Consider the following 17,565-nt stretch of genomic DNA (forward strand, 5'->3'; position numbering starts at 1 on the left):
TCCACGGACGTGAGTCCGTCTTTTGGGGAAGCACGCATGAACACGCTACGCAGTGTCGCTGTGCAGTTCGCTGTTGTGCTGGGCATGGCCCTGGCGCCGAGTGCGCAGGCGCAGACCCTGGTGTGGGAAGACAACTTCAACGGGCCGGCCATCGACGGCAACAAATGGACCTACGACGTCGGTAACGGCTGCCAGATCGGTTTATGCGGCTGGGGCAATGGCGAGATGCAGTACTACACCAGCCGTGCCGGAAATGCGCGTATCGATAATGGCCGGCTGGTGATCGAGGCGCGGCGCGAAGCGTTTCAGGGCATGCCGTTTACTTCGGCACGGCTCAAGACCGAAGGCCGCATGCACTTCACATACGGCACGTTGGAAGCGCGCATCAAGACGCCGGTTGTCGGCAACGGGCTATGGCCGGCGTATTGGATGCTGGGCACGATCGGCGTGTGGCCCGGCCGCGGCGAAATCGATCTGATGGAGGCCGGCATGGCGGCGGCAATCGCCGCCGGCACCGCCAACCGCCGCATCGGCGCGGCCGTGCATTGGGACTACAACGGCGCGCAAGCCGACTACGACACCAGCTACACCAGCCCGGTAAATCTGCACAACGACTTCCATGTGTACCGGATGACCTGGGACCCGCAATTCATCCGCGTGTCGATCGACGGCCAGCAGTACTTTGAATTTGCGATCTCCAACATCCAAGGCGCCTCGTTGCACGAATTCCACCAGCAGCAATATCTGCTGCTCAATCTTGCGGTGGGCGGCACCTATACCGGCATTACCTCGCCTGCTGCGGTGACGGCGCCGCTACCGGGCAAGATGGAGATCGATTACATCCGGCTGTATCAAAACCCCGGCGCACAACTGTATATCGGCGCGCAACATGCCGCGCCTGCGGGGCGCTTCGGTGTATTTACCGAGCAAAGCGATACCAGTGCGCGGCTGACCTTCGGCCAGGATGCCGAGCTGTACGTATGGAACAACCTCACCCCGATTGCGCAGACCCCATTCGAAGGCCGCAACGTGATGGCGTACCGCGCCAACGCCGGTGCCTGGTACGGCTTGGGCATCCAGACCGACTATCGCAATATGGCTGCATATGCGGGCGGCGCACTGAAACTGCACGTTAAAACCACTACGCCTTCGACCTTCAAGATCGGCATTAACACCAGTTTCGGCGACAGCTGGGTGGACTTCGCCGCGGGCGGCAATCAGTACGGATTGGTGCGCGATGGCGCCTGGCATGAAGTCAGCATCCCCTTCAGCGCGTTCTACGATCTGGATCTGCAGGCGGTCAAACAGATGTTCATGCTGGTGGCCGATCCCCCGGCCGCGCCGGTGGAGATCGCCATCGACAAGGTGTACTACCAGAGCCGTTGAACCGGCCGCACGAGCTGGATGCAGCCAACGTTTACGCGTTGGCTGCAACGCCTTTGAGCATGTCGATCAGCTGACGCAGGCGGTAGGGCTTGGGCAGAAAATCCACCTGCGGCGGCAGTGGCGGCAACTGCGCCTTGGCAAACCCGGACGCCAGGATGATGCGCGCCTGCGGCAGCAGTTGCGTCACCTGCTCGCTCAGCTCGATGCCCGACATGCCGTTGGGCATGCGGATATCGCTGAACACCACATCGTAAGGGCCGCTCTCGCGCAGCATGCGCAATGCACTGTGCCCATCGTCGGCGGTGTCGACGGTGATGCCGGCATCGCGCAGTGCCTCGCCGATCAGTTCGCGTAACTCTTCTTGGTCCTCAACCATCAGCAAGCGCAGGGATTCAGTCATGCTCGGCATCCTCGATGGCCGGGAGAAACAAGGTCACGGTGGTGCCGTGTCCGGGTGCGGTGTCAAGCTCGACAAAACCACCGGATTGGGTCGCGAAGCCGAACACCTGGCTCAAGCCCAGGCCGGCGTTCGTGCCCGCATCCTTGGTGGTGAAAAACGCGTCGCCAGCGCGCTGGGCTACATCTGCCGGCATGCCGCTGCCATTATCGCGCACCGCAACGCTGACGTAAGTGCGCTGTGCAGCGTGCGGGTCGGACGGTGCGGCACGCCGCTGTACGGCGGTGGCCAGCACGATCGTACCGCCATCGGGCATGGCATCGCAGCTATTGAAGACCAGGTTGAGCAATGCGGCGTCCAATTGACCTGGGTCCATACGCACATCCGGCAGTGTCTGGGCCAATTCAAGCGAGAGGCCAATGCCGGCCGGGCACGCACGCAGCAGCAGTTCCAACGCGCCGGTCACGATTGCATTGACTGCATGACGTTGCGGAGGCGATTGCTGCCCGCGTGCGAAGGCGAGCACGTGGTGGGTCAGCAAGGTGCCCCGCTCCACTGCCGTCTGCGCAGCACCCAACAAGGTGCGCAGACGCGCATCCTCGCCCGCACGCCGCGAGATCAGATCCAGGCTGGTCGCCATCACGGTCAGCAGATTGTTGAAGTCATGCGCCATGCCCCGCGTCAACCGGCCCAGCGCCTGGCTGCGTTGCGCCTGCGACAACACCTGCTGCGATTGCTGCGCTGCATGGCGTTCGCTGATATCGCAGATCACCACGGCAAAACCGATCAGCACGTCGAGTTCCAATACCGGTTCGATCACCACGCGGGCAAGGAACTGGCTGCCATCCTTGCGCAAGCGCCAGCCCTCTGCAGCAGCGCGACCATCGCGCCTGGCGATCTCAAGCAGGTGTGCCGGCTCGCCGCGCGGCGCATCTTCGCGCGCATAAAAACGTGAAAAATGCGTCCCCATGACCTCGGCAGCGGCGTAACCGTGAACGTGCTCGCAGGCTGTATTCCAGCTACGCACGTGGCCGCCCGTATCGAGCGTGTAGATCACGCAATCGCACATGCTCTCGAGCAACAGCTGGCACTGCCGGCTGTTGTGAGAAAGCGGCCCGACGGTGTCGGTGGCCGTTTCCGCATCCATCACGCGATGTTTCCCCCTGCAAAGCGCGCGACCATAGTGACGGATACGTGAAGGCCATGTGCAAGCCAACCCGGCCGGAAAGCGTCAAATTTCCGGCGATTTACGCGTGAAAGTTATCGGCTAACATGACCGCCCTCCCACTTAGGTCCGCGCGCCTCATGCAGAACATCTCGACCACACGCGACCGCTGGGTGTTGGTCATCGCGGGGGCCTTGATGGCTGCGACGCTCGCTGTGGAATTGGTCACACCGCTTGGCTATGCGGTGTGGCTGACCTACTTCGTCGCGGTTGGGGTGACGGTGTTTCAAAACCGCACGCAGGTTCCATTGATTGTGGGCGCGCTGTCATGCGTGTTGTTGGCAGTGGGTTTCAATCTGGCGCCGTCCAGCACCAATTCCAGTTTTTCCTCGATCAACCGCAGCATCGGTGGCGTGTCGTTCCTGGCGATGGCGTTGGTGGTGACGCAGGCGATACGCGCGCGGCGTCAAGCCGAATTCGCGCTGTGGCTGCAGCAGGCAGAGAACACGGTCGAAGCGAGTTTGCGCGGCGACCAAAGCCCGGAAGCATTGGCCGATGCTGCCGTTAGCGCACTGTGCGACACGCTGGATGCGCAGGTGGGCGCGCTGTATCGCATCGAAGGCGAGCGCCTGCGTTTGACCGGTGGCACCGCGCTTCCGGCCGACATGCCCAAGACGCTGCCGACCAACACCGGGCAACTGGGCGACGCCTTACAGCGTGGCGCGGTGCGCCGCGTGCGCGGCGTGGACGCAGGACATCTGCAGATCGCCTCCAGCCTGGGCAAGAGCAGTTGCCAGGAACTGCTGCTGGCACCTGTCACTGCCGATGGCCGTGTGATCGGTATCGTCGAACTTGGCCGCGTGACCGACCCGCGCACTGCCGGTTCGCGCGAGCAGGAACTATTGGCACGCTGTGGCGAGAACATCGGCCTGGCCTTGCGCACCGCGTTGCTGCGCGCGCAGCTGGTGACCTTGCTGGAAGAAACCCAGCGCCAGAGCGAAGAACTGCAGACCCAGCAGGAAGAGCTGCGCGTGACCAACGAAGAGTTGGAAGAGCAAAGCCGCAGCCTGCAGCAATCGCAAAGCGATCTGGAACAGCAGCAGGCCGAACTGGAACAGACCAACGTGCAGCTGGAAGAACGCACCCAGGCACTGGAGGCGCAGAAGCAGGCCTTGCTGATTGCGCAGAACCAACTGGTGCGCAATAGCAACGAGCTCTCCACCGCCTCGCGTTACAAGTCCGAATTCCTGGCCAATATGTCGCACGAGTTGCGCACCCCGCTCAACAGCGCGCTGATCCTGGCCAAGCTGCTGGCCGACAATAAGGACGGCACGCTCAGTCCCGAGCAGGTGAAATATGCGCAGGCGATTCTCTCTTCCAACAACGATCTGCTGGCGCTGATCAACGACATTCTGGATTTGTCCAAGATCGAAGCCGGGCATGTGGAACTGGCCGACGACACCATCGCCACCAGCTCGGTGCTGCAGCGCCTGCGCGAAACCTTCGAGCCACTGGCACGGCAAAAAGGTCTTGCGTTGCAGATCACGGCCGACGCCGATGCACCGACGCAACTGGTCATGGATAGTCAGCGTCTGCAGCAGATTCTCAAGAACCTGCTGGCCAATGCGCTCAAGTTCACCGAGCACGGCAGCGTCAGTCTGTCGATCCAGGCGCAGGCGCCGGGACGCGTGCTGTTCAAGGTCCAGGACACTGGCATCGGCATTGCGCGCGAACAGACCGAGATCATCTTCGAGGCGTTCCGTCAGGCCGATGGCAGTACGCGCCGTCGCTATGGCGGCACCGGTCTGGGGCTGTCGATCTCGCGCGATCTGGCGCAGCGCATGGGCGGCAGCATCCGTGTGGACAGCGAGCCGGGACGCGGCAGTTGCTTCACGCTGGAATTGCCGACCGATGGCGCGCCGGCCGAGGGTGTGACTGTTGCGGAAAGGCATGCGCCGCCGGCGTCGATTAACGCCGCGCAAGCAGCGCAGCACACCAGCGGCATGGCGATGGCATCTCGTCTTGGTGAGCAGGCTGTGGTTGCGTCCAGCGCCTTGCCGCTGCCGATTCCTGCAGCAAGTGCAGCGCCGCTCCAGCGCGCCGACGACGATCGCGATCAACGCAACCGTCCGGGCCGGCTGATCCTGGCGGTGGAAGACGACACGCGTTTTGCGCAAGCCCTGGTCGACCTGGCGCATGAGCTGGACTTCGATTGCGTGGTGGCGCCCAGCGCCGAAGAAGCGCTGCAGCTGGCGGCGGACCTGCGCCCCAGCGGCATTCTGCTCGACATCGGCCTGCCGGATGCCTCCGGGCTCAGCGTACTGGAGCGGCTCAAGCGCGACCCGGCAACGCGACACATCCCGGTGCATGTGGTCTCGGCCATGGAGCGCAGCCAGATTGCGCTGGAACTCGGTGCGGTGGGCTATCTGATCAAGCCGGCCACGCGCGAGCTGCTGGCCGGCGCAATCCGCCAGCTGGAAGACACCAATGCACGCGCCGTGCGCCGCTTGTTGATCGTCGAAGACGACAGCGCGCTGCGTGAGAATCTGGAACTGCTGCTGGCGCGCGATCAACTGGAAATCGTCGCGGTGGGCAGCATCGCCGAAGCCATGCAGCAACTGGCCGGCTCCACCTTCGATTGCATGGTCACCGATCTGGCGCTGCCCGACGGTAGTGGCTACGACCTGCTCGAACGCATGGCCGGCAACGATGCGGTCGCGTTCCCGCCGGTGATCGTCTACACCGGGCGCGCACTCACACGCGACGAAGAACAACGCCTGCGCCGTTATTCCAAGAGCATCATCATCAAGGGCGTGCGCTCGCCGGAGCGCCTGCTCGACGAAGTGACGCTGTTCCTGCATAGCGTGGAAGCCTCGTTGCCCAGCGACCAGCAACGCCTGCTGCGCGAAGCGCGCCGCCGCGATGCGGTGCTGGATGGCGCCACCGTGCTGTTGGCAGAAGACGATGTGCGCAATATCTTTGCGCTCTCCAGCGTGCTCGAACCGCTGGGCGTGACGTTGCAGATCGCCCGCAATGGCCGCGAGGCGCTGGAACATCTGGCCAGGCACGAAGTGGACCTGGTGCTGATGGACATCATGATGCCGGAGATGGATGGCCTCACTGCGATGCGCCAGATCCGTGCCAATCGTCAGTGGCAGGATCTGCCGATCATCGCGCTGACCGCCAAGGCCATGGCCGACGATCGCGAACGCTGTCTTGAGGCCGGTGCCAACGACTACATCGCCAAGCCCATCGACGTGGACAAGCTGGTGTCGCTGTGCCGGGTGTGGTGCTCGCGGCAATGACTGCAGTGGAGCTGTTCGATCTGGAGCTGCGGGTGCTGCTGGAAGCGGTCTACCAGCGCTATCACTACGACTTCCGCGATTACGCGGTGTCCTCGTTGCGTCGACGCATGCGCCACGCCATGGGACGCTTCGATTGCGCACGCGTGGCCGATCTGCAGCATCGCCTGCTGCACGAGCCGGAGACGTTTGCGCAGGCGATGCAGTTCTTTACCGTGCAGGTGTCGGAGATGTTTCGCGACCCGGCCTATTTCCGCTGTTTGCGCGAGCATGCGGTGCCGGTATTGCGCACCTACCCCTCGATCAAACTATGGGTGGCCGGCTGCAGCACCGGTGAAGAAGTCTGGTCGCTGGCGATCCTGCTGCACGAAGAAGGCCTGCTGGAAAAAGCGGTGATCTACGCCACCGACATCAATCCCGAAGCGCTGGGCATGGCCGAAGCCGGCGCCTTCGGCATCGACCGGATTGCGCAGTTCAGCCGCAATTATCTGGAGGCCGGCGGCCGCGGGTCCTTGTCCGATTACTACACCACCGCCTACGACGGCGCGGTGTTCGATCGCCGCCTCAAGCGCCACATCGTGTTTGCCGATCACAGCCTGGCCACCGATACGGTGTTCTCCGAAGTGCATCTGGTGTCGTGCCGCAATGTGCTGATCTACTTTAACCGCACCCTGCAGGATCGCGCGGTGGGTCTGTTCCATGACGCGCTGGTGCACCGTGGTTTTCTGGGTCTGGGCAGCAAGGAATCGCTGCAGTTCGGCGCGCATGCGCAGGCCTTCGAAACCGTGGCCCGCGAGCAACGTCTGTTTCGGAAGGCGGCATGAGCGGCGCGCATGGGTGGCAGCACTTCGAGGCGATCGTGGTCGGTGCATCGGCCGGCGGTGTGATGGCGTTGCAGGCGTTGCTGTCCAGCCTGCCTGCGGAGTTGCCGATGCCGGTGTTGGTGGTGCTGCATCTGCCACGCGACCGCACCAGCCATCTTGCCGAATTGATGGATGCACGCTGCGCCTTGCCGGTGCGCGAGGCAGAGGACAAGCAACCGCTGCTCGCCGGCACTGTGACCATCGCCCCGCCCGACTATCATTTGCTGGTAGAAAACCGCGATAGCTTGGCGTTGTCGATGGATGCGCCGGTGCTGTTCTCGCGCCCGGCGATCGACCCCTTGTTCGAATCGGCCGCCGATGTCTTCGGGCAACGGCTGCTGGCGATCCTGCTCACCGGCGCCAGCAGCGATGGCAGCGCTGGCGTGGCGGCGGTGCGCGCGGTCGGCGGCACCGCCTGGATCCAGCTGCCCGACGATGCGGCGTCTCCCTTGATGCCCGCCTCCGCCATCGCCCACGCCGGTGCCGATGCGGTGCTCACCTTGCAGGCGATCTGCAGCCGATTGGAGGCTTTCCACCGATGAATCTCACCGCGACCGGCCTGGCTGCAGACAGCAGTACCACCGAACCGGCCAAGCTGCTGATCGTGGACGACGTACCGCAGAATCTGGTGGCGATGGAAGCGCTGCTGCAGCGCGACGGCATCCAGGTACTATGCGCGGCCTCCGGCGCGCAGGCGCTGGAGCTGTTGCTCGAACACGATGTGGCGTTGGCATTGCTGGATGTGCATATGCCGGAAATGGACGGCTTTTCACTGGCCGAACTGATGCGCGGCTCGCAGCGCACCCGGCATGTGCCGATCATTTTTTTGACGGCCTCGCCGAACGACCCGATGCGTGCGTTCCAAGGTTACGAAACCGGCGCGGTGGATTTTTTGCACAAGCCCATCGAGCCGCACGTGATTCTGAGCAAGGTCAACGTGTTCATCGAGTTGTATCAGCAACGGCGCCTGCTCAAGGCGCGCAATACATCGCTGGAACGTGCGCTCACCCTCAACGAAACAATGATGGCGGTGCTGACTCACGACTTGCGTACACCGCTGTCGGTGATTCTGCTGTGCGCCGACAAACTCAGCCTGGATGTGGCCACCGAAGGCTCGGCCGCACGCACGCTGGAACATCTGGAAAACAGCGCGCATCGCATGGCACGCATGGTCGAGCAGCTGCTGGATTTCTCGCGCCTACGCACCGACGGGCTGTCGATGCAGTTCGGCCCCTGCAATCTTGGCGAGGTGGCCCATAGCGTGGTGAACGAGGTGGCGCAGGCCAATCCGCACACGCCGATCGACCTGCGTAGCGAAGGCGATCTGCACGGCGACGGCGACGGCGATCGGCTGGCACAGGTGGTCTCCAATCTGGTCGGCAACGCAGTGCTGCATGGCGCGCGCCAGCCGGTGCGCGTGCACCTGGACGGACGCCAGCGCGACACACTGCGTTTGTCGGTGCGCAACGCCGGCCACATCCCCGACAGTCTGATGCCGCGTCTGTTCGAGCCATTCAAGGCCAGCTTCCACGCAAGCCAGGGCTTGGGCCTGGGTTTGTTTATCGCAGATCAGTTCGTCAAGGCGCATGGCGGCTCGCTGCAGGCACGCAACGAAGACGGCGATGTGGTGTTCGAAGCGACGTTGCGACGGCGTAACCTGGCTGCGTCATAACGGCCATGAGGGCGTCGGCCCGCTATGCTGGGTCGGCACTCTCAGGTGCGGGGACGCAGCACGCTGGCAGTTGCGCGCACGGATCGTCCGATCCATGGCGGTGACGACGAGCGAGCCCATCCGTGCAGATAGGCTTTCACGTAGACCGCGCCACGCGCCGATCTGCGTGTCGCTCCCTGCCCCGCCTGTTCGTCGTTTCTACAAGGCGCACGCCGTGCGTCATGCCAGCGGAGGTGGTTCATGTCGTACATCGATGGTTTCGTCCTTGCGGTGCCCACTGCCAACAAGGACAAGTTCCTGGAGCACGCCCGCATGGGCGACAGCATGATCATGGAATACGGCGCGTTGCGCGTGGTGGAGTGCTGGGGCGATGACGTGCCGCACGGACAGCAGACCGACTTTTATCGCGCGGTCGAGGCGGCCGCGGACGAAACCGTGCTGTTCTCCTGGATCGAATGGCCGGACAAGGCCACGCGCGATGCCGGCATGCAGAAGATGATGGACGACCCGCGCATGGACCCTGCGGTCAATCCGATGCCTTACGACGGCAAGCGCATGATCTTCGGTGGCTTCGTGCCGGTGCTGGACCTGGGCCGGTCGGCCTGATCGTTACACCGCCTGGCGGCAGGAATGGACGCACCTGCCATCAGGCGTGCAGCCCCGCAGTCATCGCCCCCGCACGCAGGCCTTGCGTCGCCATGGCTACACTGACAACCGCCCACGCACGCGCAGATCGCCACCGGCGCGACATGCGATGCACCGTCTCTCTTGCCTGTGGAGATCGCCGATGACCATTGCGCCGCTGCTGGTGGCCTGCCCGAGCTGCACTGCGATGAATCGCATCGCGCAAGCGCGTCTGCGCGATGCGCCCAACTGCGGCAGCTGCCATCAGCCGCTATTTCTAGGTGCGCCGATAGCGCTGTCCACTATCGATTTCGACAAGCATGCGGTGCGCAGCGAGCTGCCGTTGGTGGTGGATTTCTGGGCACCGTGGTGCGGGCCGTGTCTGAGCATGGCGCCGCAATTCGCCGCAGCCGCCCCGCTGCTGGAACCGCAGGTCCGTCTGGCAAAAGTGGATACCGATCTGCATCCGGCGCTGGGCACGCGTTTTGGCATCCGCAGCATTCCCACCTTGCTGGTCATCCGCGGCGGCAGCGAGCTGGGCCGTCATTCCGGTGCAGTGAGCAGCACGCAGATCGTCAGTTGGGTGCAGTCGGTGTTGCGCAGCCGTTGACGCAAAAAGCCCGCTGCGTACTGCACGCCGCGGGCTTGGTGGTTGCCACACGCATCACAGCGACGCGCAGGTCGCCGTGATGCGGTGATGCAGTCAGTCGATCAGCGACTCATTGCCAGTTGACGTTGACCGACACGCCCACGATGCGCGGCTCGTTGTAGACCGCCGCCATGTAGTTTTCGATCACACCCTTGACGTTTTTTTCGTTGGTGATGTTGCGCGCAAACGCCGCCACTTCCCACGCACCGTAGCCGCCGGTGTAACCGAGCTTGAGGCCGCCTTCGAAATTGCCGTCGGCGCGGAACTCGGTGGAGTCGTACAGCACGAAGCTGGTTTCGCCCTGCTTGTTCCAGTCGGTGGAGACGAAGAACGCGCCGTCGTTACCCACGGGGATGTCGTAACGCGCGGCCAGGTTGAGGTTGTACTTTGGCGCGTTGGGCAGTGGGTTGCCGTCGATCTGCGCAAAGGTGTTGGCGCCGACGCGGATGGTCGGGTCGTTGACCGTGCACACCACCACGCCGTTGAGCGCGCAGGCCTGCGCAAACACGCGCTTGTCCTGGATTTCGCTATGCAGCAGGCTCAGGCCGGCGGTCAGCGACAGGTTGGAGATCGGGCGCCAGTCCAGGTCCGCTTCCAGACCGTAGGCCTTGGCCTTGTCGGCATTGAACAGCACGCCGTTGCCGTCCGAATCGTTGCCGTTGAGCTGGATGTCATCGACGGTGTAGGTGAAGCCGCTGACATTCAGACGCAGGCGATTGTCGAACAGGCTGCTCTTGATGCCGGCCTCCCAGGACAGGATGGTTTCCGAATCGGCGGTGGTGAAATCCGAATTGAACACCGCGCTGCGGCCCTGGATGGTGGGGCCGCGGAAGCCGCGCGCCACGCGTGCATACACGCTCAGCTCGGGGTTGATTTCGTACATCGCGCTGAGGTCCCAGCTGGGCTGGGTGTCGGACATGCGCACGTCGCGACGGCCACGGTATGTCACCGCACCAGCTACGGTGTCGGCGGTCTTGAGCAGACGGGTTTCCTTGGTGTCCTTGGTCTGGCGGATGCCGGCGGTCAGGGTGAGCGCATCGGTGGCCTTGTAACTGAGCTGACCGAAGCCGGCCCATGACGTGTTGGTGTTGCGCAGCCGCACCCAGTTGTTGGGGTTGCGCGCAGCGGTCTGCAGAAAAAACGCACGCTGATAGAAATCGGTGGTGTCGCGGCCATCGAAGTAGAACGCGCCCACCTGCCATTGCAGTGCGTCGTCGCCTTCGCTGGCCAGACGCAGTTCCTGGGTGTACTGATCCAGATCGCGGATCTGCCCCATCGATTGGCCGAAGCCGTTCGGCACGCCGTTGACCGGGTAGTTGGCCGCTGCGCCGCCATCGGTGTCGCCACGGCTGTAGCCGGAGGTGGTTTCGTAAGCGGTGATGGAGGTCAGCGACACGCCGCCGAAGTCGTAGATCGCCTTGATCGAGCCGCCGTCGGTTTGATACGCCTGCGGGTTGTCGTGCGCCTCGTCGTAGGCCACGCGGTCGCGCGGCACGTCGACCTTGTCGCTACCGCGCGTCACCGCATTACGCAGGAACAACGTCGAAGTGCCGTCGTAGTCGCGCGTATGCACCGAGCCCAGCAGCGAGAACGCGTCATTGGGCTTGAGCAGCACCTGCAGGCGCGCATTACGGTCGTTGTAGCCGCCCATCGCATCCTTGCGCGGCGTGCGCGTGCCATCGGCGCTGCTGCCGGCAAAGGTGTTGTCCACCCAATCGTCGCGGTGTTGATACAAGGCCGAGACGCGGAACGACAGCACGTCGTTGATCGGCCCACCGAAGCCGCCATCCAGCGACACGGTGTTGTAACTGCCATAGCTGGCATCGACGCGGCCGGTATAGGTGTCGCCGGGCTTGACCGTGTCGAACTTGACGATGCCGGCGGTGGTGTTGCGGCCGAACAAGGTGCCCTGCGGGCCGCGCAGCACTTCGACCTGGTCCACGTCGTACACCGGGTTGGATTTGAGCACCACGTGTTCCAGCACCACATCGTCCTGGATGATGGACACCGGCTGCGAAGCGCCGAGATAGAAATCGATATTGCCCAGACCACGGATATAGAAGCGCGGGAAGATGCGCCCGGTGGTGGTCTCGGCATAGAAGCCCGGCACGCGACCGGACAGTGCCAGCAAGGTGTCGTCGCCGCCTGCGGTGAACTCGCGCATCGCCGCGCCCTGCACCACGCCCACCGACACCGGCACCTCCTGCAGGTTCTGCTCGCGGTGCTCGGCGGTGACGGTGACCGTATCCAGCGCGGTCGGGCTGCCCTCGCCCTGGGTCGTCGGCGTTTGCTGCGCAGATGCGGCGGCGGCCATCGAAGCAAGCAACAGGCCGGCACAGGCGCGCGCCAGCGGCGTGCGCTGCAAGGCGGCGCAACGGCGTGCAGGTGCGTGCGTGGCGGCGGACGTCAGGGACGCGGAGATAGACAAGTACAACGACATACGAGGTGATCCTTGGAGTAAGAGCGGCTAACAAACTACTGCGCGGCCGCCAGACGGGCGTAGCCGGTGCTCGGAATCCTCATGTACCCACTCGTACACTCCGGTTCCTGCGCGCCGTCTGCACCCACCTGACGACCGCTCGCTACGTTTGTTAGCCGCTCTAAGTAGAGTGAGGTGACGTCCGTCGGCACAGGCATGCCGGACGAAGGCGCAAGGTGGCGCCGCGCGCACGATATGTCAGCAATGTTGCAGCTCTATGGCAAGCGTGCCGCCGCGCACATGCCGCTAGGTCTACTCCCATGCCGTTGCACGCGGGTGGCATGGCGAAACGGCATGCCCGCACTGGCCGTGTGCTGACGGCAGGCGGTTTTTTGTGCGCCACCTTTGGCCCGTATGCCCATTCGCGCTAAGCGCGGGAAAATAAACAAGTCGCGCTAGGCGCGAGGAAATAAACACTCCGCGCTGAGCGCGGACAAGCACACCACCGGCGTTACGCGCGGGCCGCAAGCACACTGCTGTCGAGCATCTGCCCAACCATGTTGAGCAGATCGTTGAGGCTGAAAGGCTTGGGCAGCAAGGCCATGCCTTCGGCCAGAAATTCCTGCCGCGTGGCTGCGTTTTCGGCGTAGCCGGTGATGAACAGGATCGGCAAGCCGGGCCGCAGCGCGCGCGCAACATCGGCCATGTCGCGCCCGTTCATGCCGGGCAGGCCCACATCCGACACCACCAGATCGATCTCCACCCCGGCACGCAATTGCTCCAGCGCGCCATTGGCATTTTCGGCTTCGGTCACGTGGTAGCCGGCATCGCTGAGCACCTCGCTCACCATCATGCGCACCACATCGGTGTCGTCCACCAGCAGGATGCGCTCGTGACGGTGACGCGGCGATCTGGGCGGCGGTGCTGGCGCCACCTCGCTTGCCGTAAGCCCGCGCGGCAACAGCAAGGCCACCGTGGTACCACGGCCCACGGTGCTGGTGATGCGCGCGGTGCCGCCGGATTGACGCGCAAACCCATAGGTCATGGACAAGCCCAGGCCGGTGCCCTCGCCGATGGGTTTGGTGGTGAAAAACGGCTCGAACACCTGATTGAGAATGGCCGGCTCGATCCCGCTGCCATTGTCGATCACATTCACCGCCACGTAATCGCCATCGTCCAGTTCCGGATCGTTGCGCGCGGTGTAGGCGGCGCTTTGAATGCGGATGGTGCCCTTGCCCTTCAATGCATCGCGTGCATTGATCACCAGGTTGAGCACCACATTTTCGAGCTGGTTGGCATCGGCCACCGCGACCAGCGGCGTCTGCGCCAGATCCAGTTCCAGCACGATGTTCTCGCCGATCGAACGGTGCAGCATGTCTTCCAGCGAGCGCACGCGTGCGTTGATGTCGAACGCCTGGGCATCCAGCGATTGCTTGCGTGCAAACGCGAGCATGCGCTGGGTCAGCGCGGCCGCGCGATGCGCCGAGCCGGTGGCAATTTCCGCCAGCCGCGGCACGCGCTCGATGCGGTTGGATTCCACCGCCAGCTGGATCATGTCCAGCCCGGAAATGATGCTGGTCAGCAGGTTGTTGAAGTCGTGCGCGATGCCGCCGGTGAGATTTCCCAGCGCTTCCATCTTCTGCGCCTGCAGCAGTTGGATTTCGGTGCGCTGGCGCTCGGCGATCTGGTGCGCCAGCTCGGTGGTGGCGGTGTCCAGTTCCTGGCGTTGTTCGCGCTCGCGCAGACGCTGTTCGGTCACGTCCTCGACCAGCAACAAGCCCAGATCCGGCTCGCGATACGGCGACACCCGCCACTCGGTTTCGCACAGCTTGCCATCGCGGATGATCGACAGCGTGCCGCTCCAGCGCGCGCGTTGCGCCAGCGCGGTGGTCAGGGCGTGCACGGTTGTCGCCTGGTCCAGCCCCGCCGCCTGGATCGCATCGCCGGGTGTGGCGCTGCCGATCAGGCGCTGGAAGGCCGCATTGGCTTCGTGCGTGTGCAGCCTGGAATCGACCACGGCGATCGGCGCGCTGATGTGCTCGAAGATCTCGCGGAAGCGGGCCTCGCTGATCCGCAATGCATCTTCGGCATTGCGGGCGCGCAACAGCGTGCGCAGCGTGGCGACCAGCACGCTGGGGTCGACCGGATGAATCAGGTACGCATCGGCACCGGCATCCAGCCCGGTGGCCATGTCGCCGGTGGCGATCGATGCGGCCGACACATGCACCACCGGCAGCAGCGCGGTACGCGGGGCGGCACGCAAGCTGCGCACGATGTCGAAGCCGCTCATGTCCGGCAGGTTGACGTCCAGCACCACTGCGGCAAAGGCGTGCGTGGCCAGCTTGGCCAGGCCATCGGTGCCGGTGCCGGCCTCTTCGACCACGAACTGATGATGTTCGAGTACGCGCCGCACCGAATAACGCGTCACCGCGTTGTCGTCGACCACCAGAATGCGATGACTACTGGGCAAGTGCATTCTCCGCCGCCAGCGTCACCGGCAGCACCACGAAAAATTCGGAACCTTCGCCGACCACGCTATTGATCCCCACCCTGCCACCGAGCAGCTCGGCGAAGCGCTTGCAGATCGCCAGCCCCAGGCCGGTGCCGGTCAGGCGTTTTTGCAGCGGCGAATCCACCTGCACGAAATCCTCGAACAAGGCCTCGTGCAGCTCGGCCGGAATGCCGATGCCGGTATCCTGCACACCGAAGCGCACATGGGTGTCGCCTTCCAGCTGCGCGAACACGCGCACGTGGCCTTGCGGGGTGAACTTGAGCGCGTTGGAGATGAAATTGCGCAGGATCTGCGCCAGCTTCTTGTCGTCGGTGTAGAGCATCGGCAGCGCCGGGGGATCTTCGAAGATCAACGTGGTGCTGCCGGCATCGGTGAGCGGGCGGAACATGCCGCGCAACGCCGAGAACAGATCCATCAGGTCGAACCAGCCCGGCGAAATGGCGATGCGGCCGGCTTCGATCTTGGCCAGATCCAGCAAGTCGTCGACCATCTCGGTGAGCTCGCGCGCCGAGGCGCTGACAAAGCGCACCTGTTTGGATTGCTCGGCGTTGAGCGGCCCGTCCATGCCGTCTTCCAGCAGGCGGGTGATGCTCAGGATCGAACTGAGCGGCGTGCGGAACTCATGGCTCATGTACGAAAGAAAGCGGCTCTTGAGCTCGGACACATCGCGCAGCTGTTCGGCCTGCTGATCGAGCTCGGCATACAGCGCCAGCACGCCCTGGTTGGTTTCTTCCAACTCCTCGCGCAAGGCCTGGTTCTGCTGCCGCAGCGCGTCGAGTTCGGCCAGCGGATCGGCTGCCGATGCGGCATCGGATGACTTCATTGCAGGGCTCCCAAACGCATGACGAACACGCAGGCATCGTCGCGGCCGCGCGCGTAATCGCGCAACAGCACCGCCGCAACAATACGCGGGTGGCGTGACAATAGCGCCGGGTGATCGCGCAGATTCCAGCGCGTTTGCAGGCCGTCGCTGTGCATGACCAGTAGCTTGCCGGTCGCATTCGGAAAATCGAACGGCTGCGCCTTGCGAAACTGCACCCCGACGATGCCCGGATGCGACGGCATGCCGCGTACCCCATCGCCATCGCACAGCGAAGCGACGATATTGCCGACGCCGGCAAAGCGCACCTGGCCGGTGCGGCTGTCGAACTGCGTCACCGCCGCCGCACCACCGCGGGTGCCGGACATGCCGGCATGCAGGCGTGCGATGAGCTCGCCGGGCTCGCCGCTGGCCGCTACCAGCGCGCGCGTACCGGCATCGGCGGCGTCGGCCGCGCCTTGCCCGTGGCCCAGGCCGTCGATCAAGGTCACGGTGACCCATTGCTCGCGGATCGCCAACTGCCAGGCGTCGCCGCATACCACTTCGTGATGCAGCGGCACGCGCACCGCGCCATACGGCAGGTCCAGCTCGGCGCGTGGTTGCGCAAACAGCCGCACCATCACGATCGCGCCCTTGGCATCGGAGTACGCATCCAGCACCTGCGCCTTGCGCTTGATCGCGCCCAGCCCGGTGCCCGGTGTGCCGGCAGTGGAATAGCCATCGCGCAGGCCATCTTCCAGTGTAAAACCCGGGCCTTCGTCGATGGCGCAGATCTCCACGCCCATGCCCTCGCGCGCAGCCACGCCCGACAACTGAAAGCAGCCGCCACGCCCATGCTTGAGCATGTTGGTGGCAAGCTCGGTGGCGACCAGCGCAACGCGACCGCAGGCGGCTTCGTCGAACCCCAGCGTCTGCGCGAGTGCCATCGATTCACGCCGCGCCTGCCCGACCTGGCTGGCTTCGTCGACGCGAAACAGGCGGGTCACGTCACCGGTAACCGTCACTTCCATGTGGTGATGGTGATGCGCGTGCCCTTGCCCGGCGTGGTGTCCAACACAAAGTCATCCACCAGCCGCCGGCTGCCGGACAGGCCCAGACCAAGTCCGCCGCCGGAAGTCCAGCCGTCTGTGAGTGCCAGATCCAGATCGGGAATGCCGGGGCCTTCGTCGCGGAAGGTCAGCTGCACGCCCTTGCGGATGCCGTTTTCCACCAGTGCCCAGTCCATATCGCCGCCACCGCCGTAGATCACGGTGTTGCGCGCCAGTTCGCTGGCCGCGGTGACCAGCTTGGTCTGGTCGACCAGACGCAGGCCACACTGCACCACCAGCTTGCGCACCGTCTGCCGGGCCAGCACCACATCCTGTTCGGTGCGTACCGGTTGCGACCCTGTGGTCATGAATCGCGATCGGGTTGCTGCAACAGGCGCATGCCGCGTTCGACATTGAGCGCGGTGCGCACCGACGGCAGGGTCAGGCCCAGTTCGACCAAGGTGATCGCCACCGCCGGCTGCATGCCGACCACCACGGTCTTGGCGTCCATCACTGCGGCCAGCCCGGAGATGGTGCTGATCATGCGGCCGATGAAGGAGTCGACGATGTCCAGTGCGGAGATGTCGATCAGCACGCCGCGCGCGGAGGTGGCGCTGATTTTTTCCGACAGATCTTCCTGCAGCGTCATCGCCAGTTGGTCGTGCATGTCCACCTGGATGGTGACCAGCAGCAGGTCGCCCATCCGCAGGATCGGGATACGCTCCATG

The 17,565-nt window shown here is 64.2% G+C and carries 15 protein-coding genes and 1 other RNA gene; 8 read left to right on the top strand and 8 right to left on the bottom strand.

Annotation, left to right across the window (positions count from 1 at the left end; genetic code table 11):
- The first annotated feature begins 36 nt into the window (after nucleotides 1–36).
- The gene (locus AC1KVG_RS13955; protein ID WP_481094795.1) at nucleotides 37–1,386 is read left to right on the top strand and encodes a glycoside hydrolase family 16 protein; all 1,350 of its coding nucleotides are present in this window, start codon (nucleotides 37–39) and stop codon (nucleotides 1,384–1,386) included.
- Between the two features lie 31 nt (nucleotides 1,387–1,417).
- Here AC1KVG_RS13955 and AC1KVG_RS13960 read toward each other — a convergent pair whose 3' ends face one another.
- Nucleotides 1,418–1,786, bottom strand: a complete 369-nt coding sequence (locus tag AC1KVG_RS13960) for a response regulator (RefSeq protein ID WP_006450601.1) — start codon at nucleotides 1,784–1,786, stop codon at nucleotides 1,418–1,420.
- On the bottom strand, nucleotides 1,779–2,930 hold the full coding sequence (locus AC1KVG_RS13965) for a two-component system sensor histidine kinase NtrB (RefSeq protein WP_481094796.1): 1,152 nt from the start codon (nucleotides 2,928–2,930) through the stop codon (nucleotides 1,779–1,781). The genes AC1KVG_RS13960 and AC1KVG_RS13965 overlap by 8 nt, the downstream gene beginning before the upstream one ends.
- Nucleotides 2,931–3,088: 158 nt before the next feature.
- On the opposite strand from AC1KVG_RS13965, the gene AC1KVG_RS13970 reads away from it, so the two are divergent.
- The 6 genes from AC1KVG_RS13970 (at nucleotide 3,089) to trxC (ending at nucleotide 10,019) form a co-directional block, all read left to right on the top strand.
- Complete coding sequence (locus tag AC1KVG_RS13970; RefSeq protein ID WP_481094797.1) at nucleotides 3,089–6,253, top strand: response regulator; 3,165 nt, start codon at nucleotides 3,089–3,091, stop codon at nucleotides 6,251–6,253.
- Nucleotides 6,226–7,074 (top strand): CheR family methyltransferase, encoded by an 849-nt coding sequence (locus AC1KVG_RS13975; protein WP_174705847.1) that lies wholly within the window; start codon nucleotides 6,226–6,228, stop codon nucleotides 7,072–7,074. Before AC1KVG_RS13970 ends, AC1KVG_RS13975 begins: the two co-directional genes overlap by 28 nt.
- The gene (locus AC1KVG_RS13980; protein ID WP_481094798.1) at nucleotides 7,071–7,655 is read left to right on the top strand and encodes a chemotaxis protein CheB; all 585 of its coding nucleotides are present in this window, start codon (nucleotides 7,071–7,073) and stop codon (nucleotides 7,653–7,655) included. The genes AC1KVG_RS13975 and AC1KVG_RS13980 overlap by 4 nt, the downstream gene beginning before the upstream one ends.
- Complete coding sequence (locus AC1KVG_RS13985; protein WP_481094799.1) at nucleotides 7,652–8,785, top strand: hybrid sensor histidine kinase/response regulator; 1,134 nt, start codon at nucleotides 7,652–7,654, stop codon at nucleotides 8,783–8,785. Before AC1KVG_RS13980 ends, AC1KVG_RS13985 begins: the two co-directional genes overlap by 4 nt.
- 240 nt (nucleotides 8,786–9,025) lie before the next feature.
- Complete coding sequence (locus tag AC1KVG_RS13990) at nucleotides 9,026–9,391, top strand: DUF1428 domain-containing protein (RefSeq protein ID WP_176340687.1); 366 nt, start codon at nucleotides 9,026–9,028, stop codon at nucleotides 9,389–9,391.
- 181 nt (nucleotides 9,392–9,572) lie between these two features.
- Nucleotides 9,573–10,019: a thioredoxin TrxC gene (trxC, locus tag AC1KVG_RS13995; protein ID WP_481094800.1), complete on the top strand. Its 447-nt coding sequence runs from the start codon at nucleotides 9,573–9,575 to the stop codon at nucleotides 10,017–10,019.
- Between the two features lie 109 nt (nucleotides 10,020–10,128).
- On the opposite strand, the gene AC1KVG_RS14000 is transcribed toward trxC, so the two are convergent.
- Nucleotides 10,129–12,498, bottom strand: coding sequence for a TonB-dependent receptor (locus AC1KVG_RS14000; RefSeq protein ID WP_481094801.1), 2,370 nt, complete (start codon nucleotides 12,496–12,498; stop codon nucleotides 10,129–10,131).
- Between the two features lie 81 nt (nucleotides 12,499–12,579).
- Between AC1KVG_RS14000 and AC1KVG_RS14005 the strand changes: the two genes are divergently transcribed.
- A non-coding RNA gene (locus tag AC1KVG_RS14005) (sX9 sRNA) lies at nucleotides 12,580–12,655 on the top strand.
- A gap of 333 nt (nucleotides 12,656–12,988) precedes the next feature.
- On the opposite strand, the gene AC1KVG_RS14010 is transcribed toward AC1KVG_RS14005, so the two are convergent.
- From AC1KVG_RS14010 to AC1KVG_RS14030, 5 genes are read right to left on the bottom strand one after another with little or no spacing between them, the layout of a single operon-like run.
- Complete coding sequence (locus tag AC1KVG_RS14010) at nucleotides 12,989–14,947, bottom strand: response regulator (protein ID WP_481094802.1); 1,959 nt, start codon at nucleotides 14,945–14,947, stop codon at nucleotides 12,989–12,991.
- A complete protein-coding gene (locus AC1KVG_RS14015; protein ID WP_104550301.1) occupies nucleotides 14,937–15,812 on the bottom strand; it encodes a sensor histidine kinase in 876 nt (291 codons plus the stop codon). The genes AC1KVG_RS14010 and AC1KVG_RS14015 overlap by 11 nt, the downstream gene beginning before the upstream one ends.
- Nucleotides 15,809–16,819 (bottom strand): ATP-binding protein, encoded by a 1,011-nt coding sequence (locus AC1KVG_RS14020; RefSeq protein WP_481094803.1) that lies wholly within the window; start codon nucleotides 16,817–16,819, stop codon nucleotides 15,809–15,811. Before AC1KVG_RS14020 ends, AC1KVG_RS14015 begins: the two co-directional genes overlap by 4 nt.
- Nucleotides 16,810–17,205 carry an anti-sigma regulatory factor gene (locus AC1KVG_RS14025; RefSeq protein WP_006450589.1) on the bottom strand — a complete coding sequence of 132 codons (396 nt, stop codon included), beginning with the start codon at nucleotides 17,203–17,205 and terminating at the stop codon, nucleotides 16,810–16,812. The genes AC1KVG_RS14020 and AC1KVG_RS14025 overlap by 10 nt, the downstream gene beginning before the upstream one ends.
- Nucleotides 17,202–17,564: an STAS domain-containing protein gene (locus AC1KVG_RS14030; RefSeq protein WP_023903148.1), complete on the bottom strand. Its 363-nt coding sequence runs from the start codon at nucleotides 17,562–17,564 to the stop codon at nucleotides 17,202–17,204. The genes AC1KVG_RS14025 and AC1KVG_RS14030 overlap by 4 nt, the downstream gene beginning before the upstream one ends.
- Between the last annotated feature and the right edge of the window lies 1 nt (nucleotide 17,565).

Source organism: Xanthomonas sp. NCPPB 3959, from assembly GCF_056675575.1.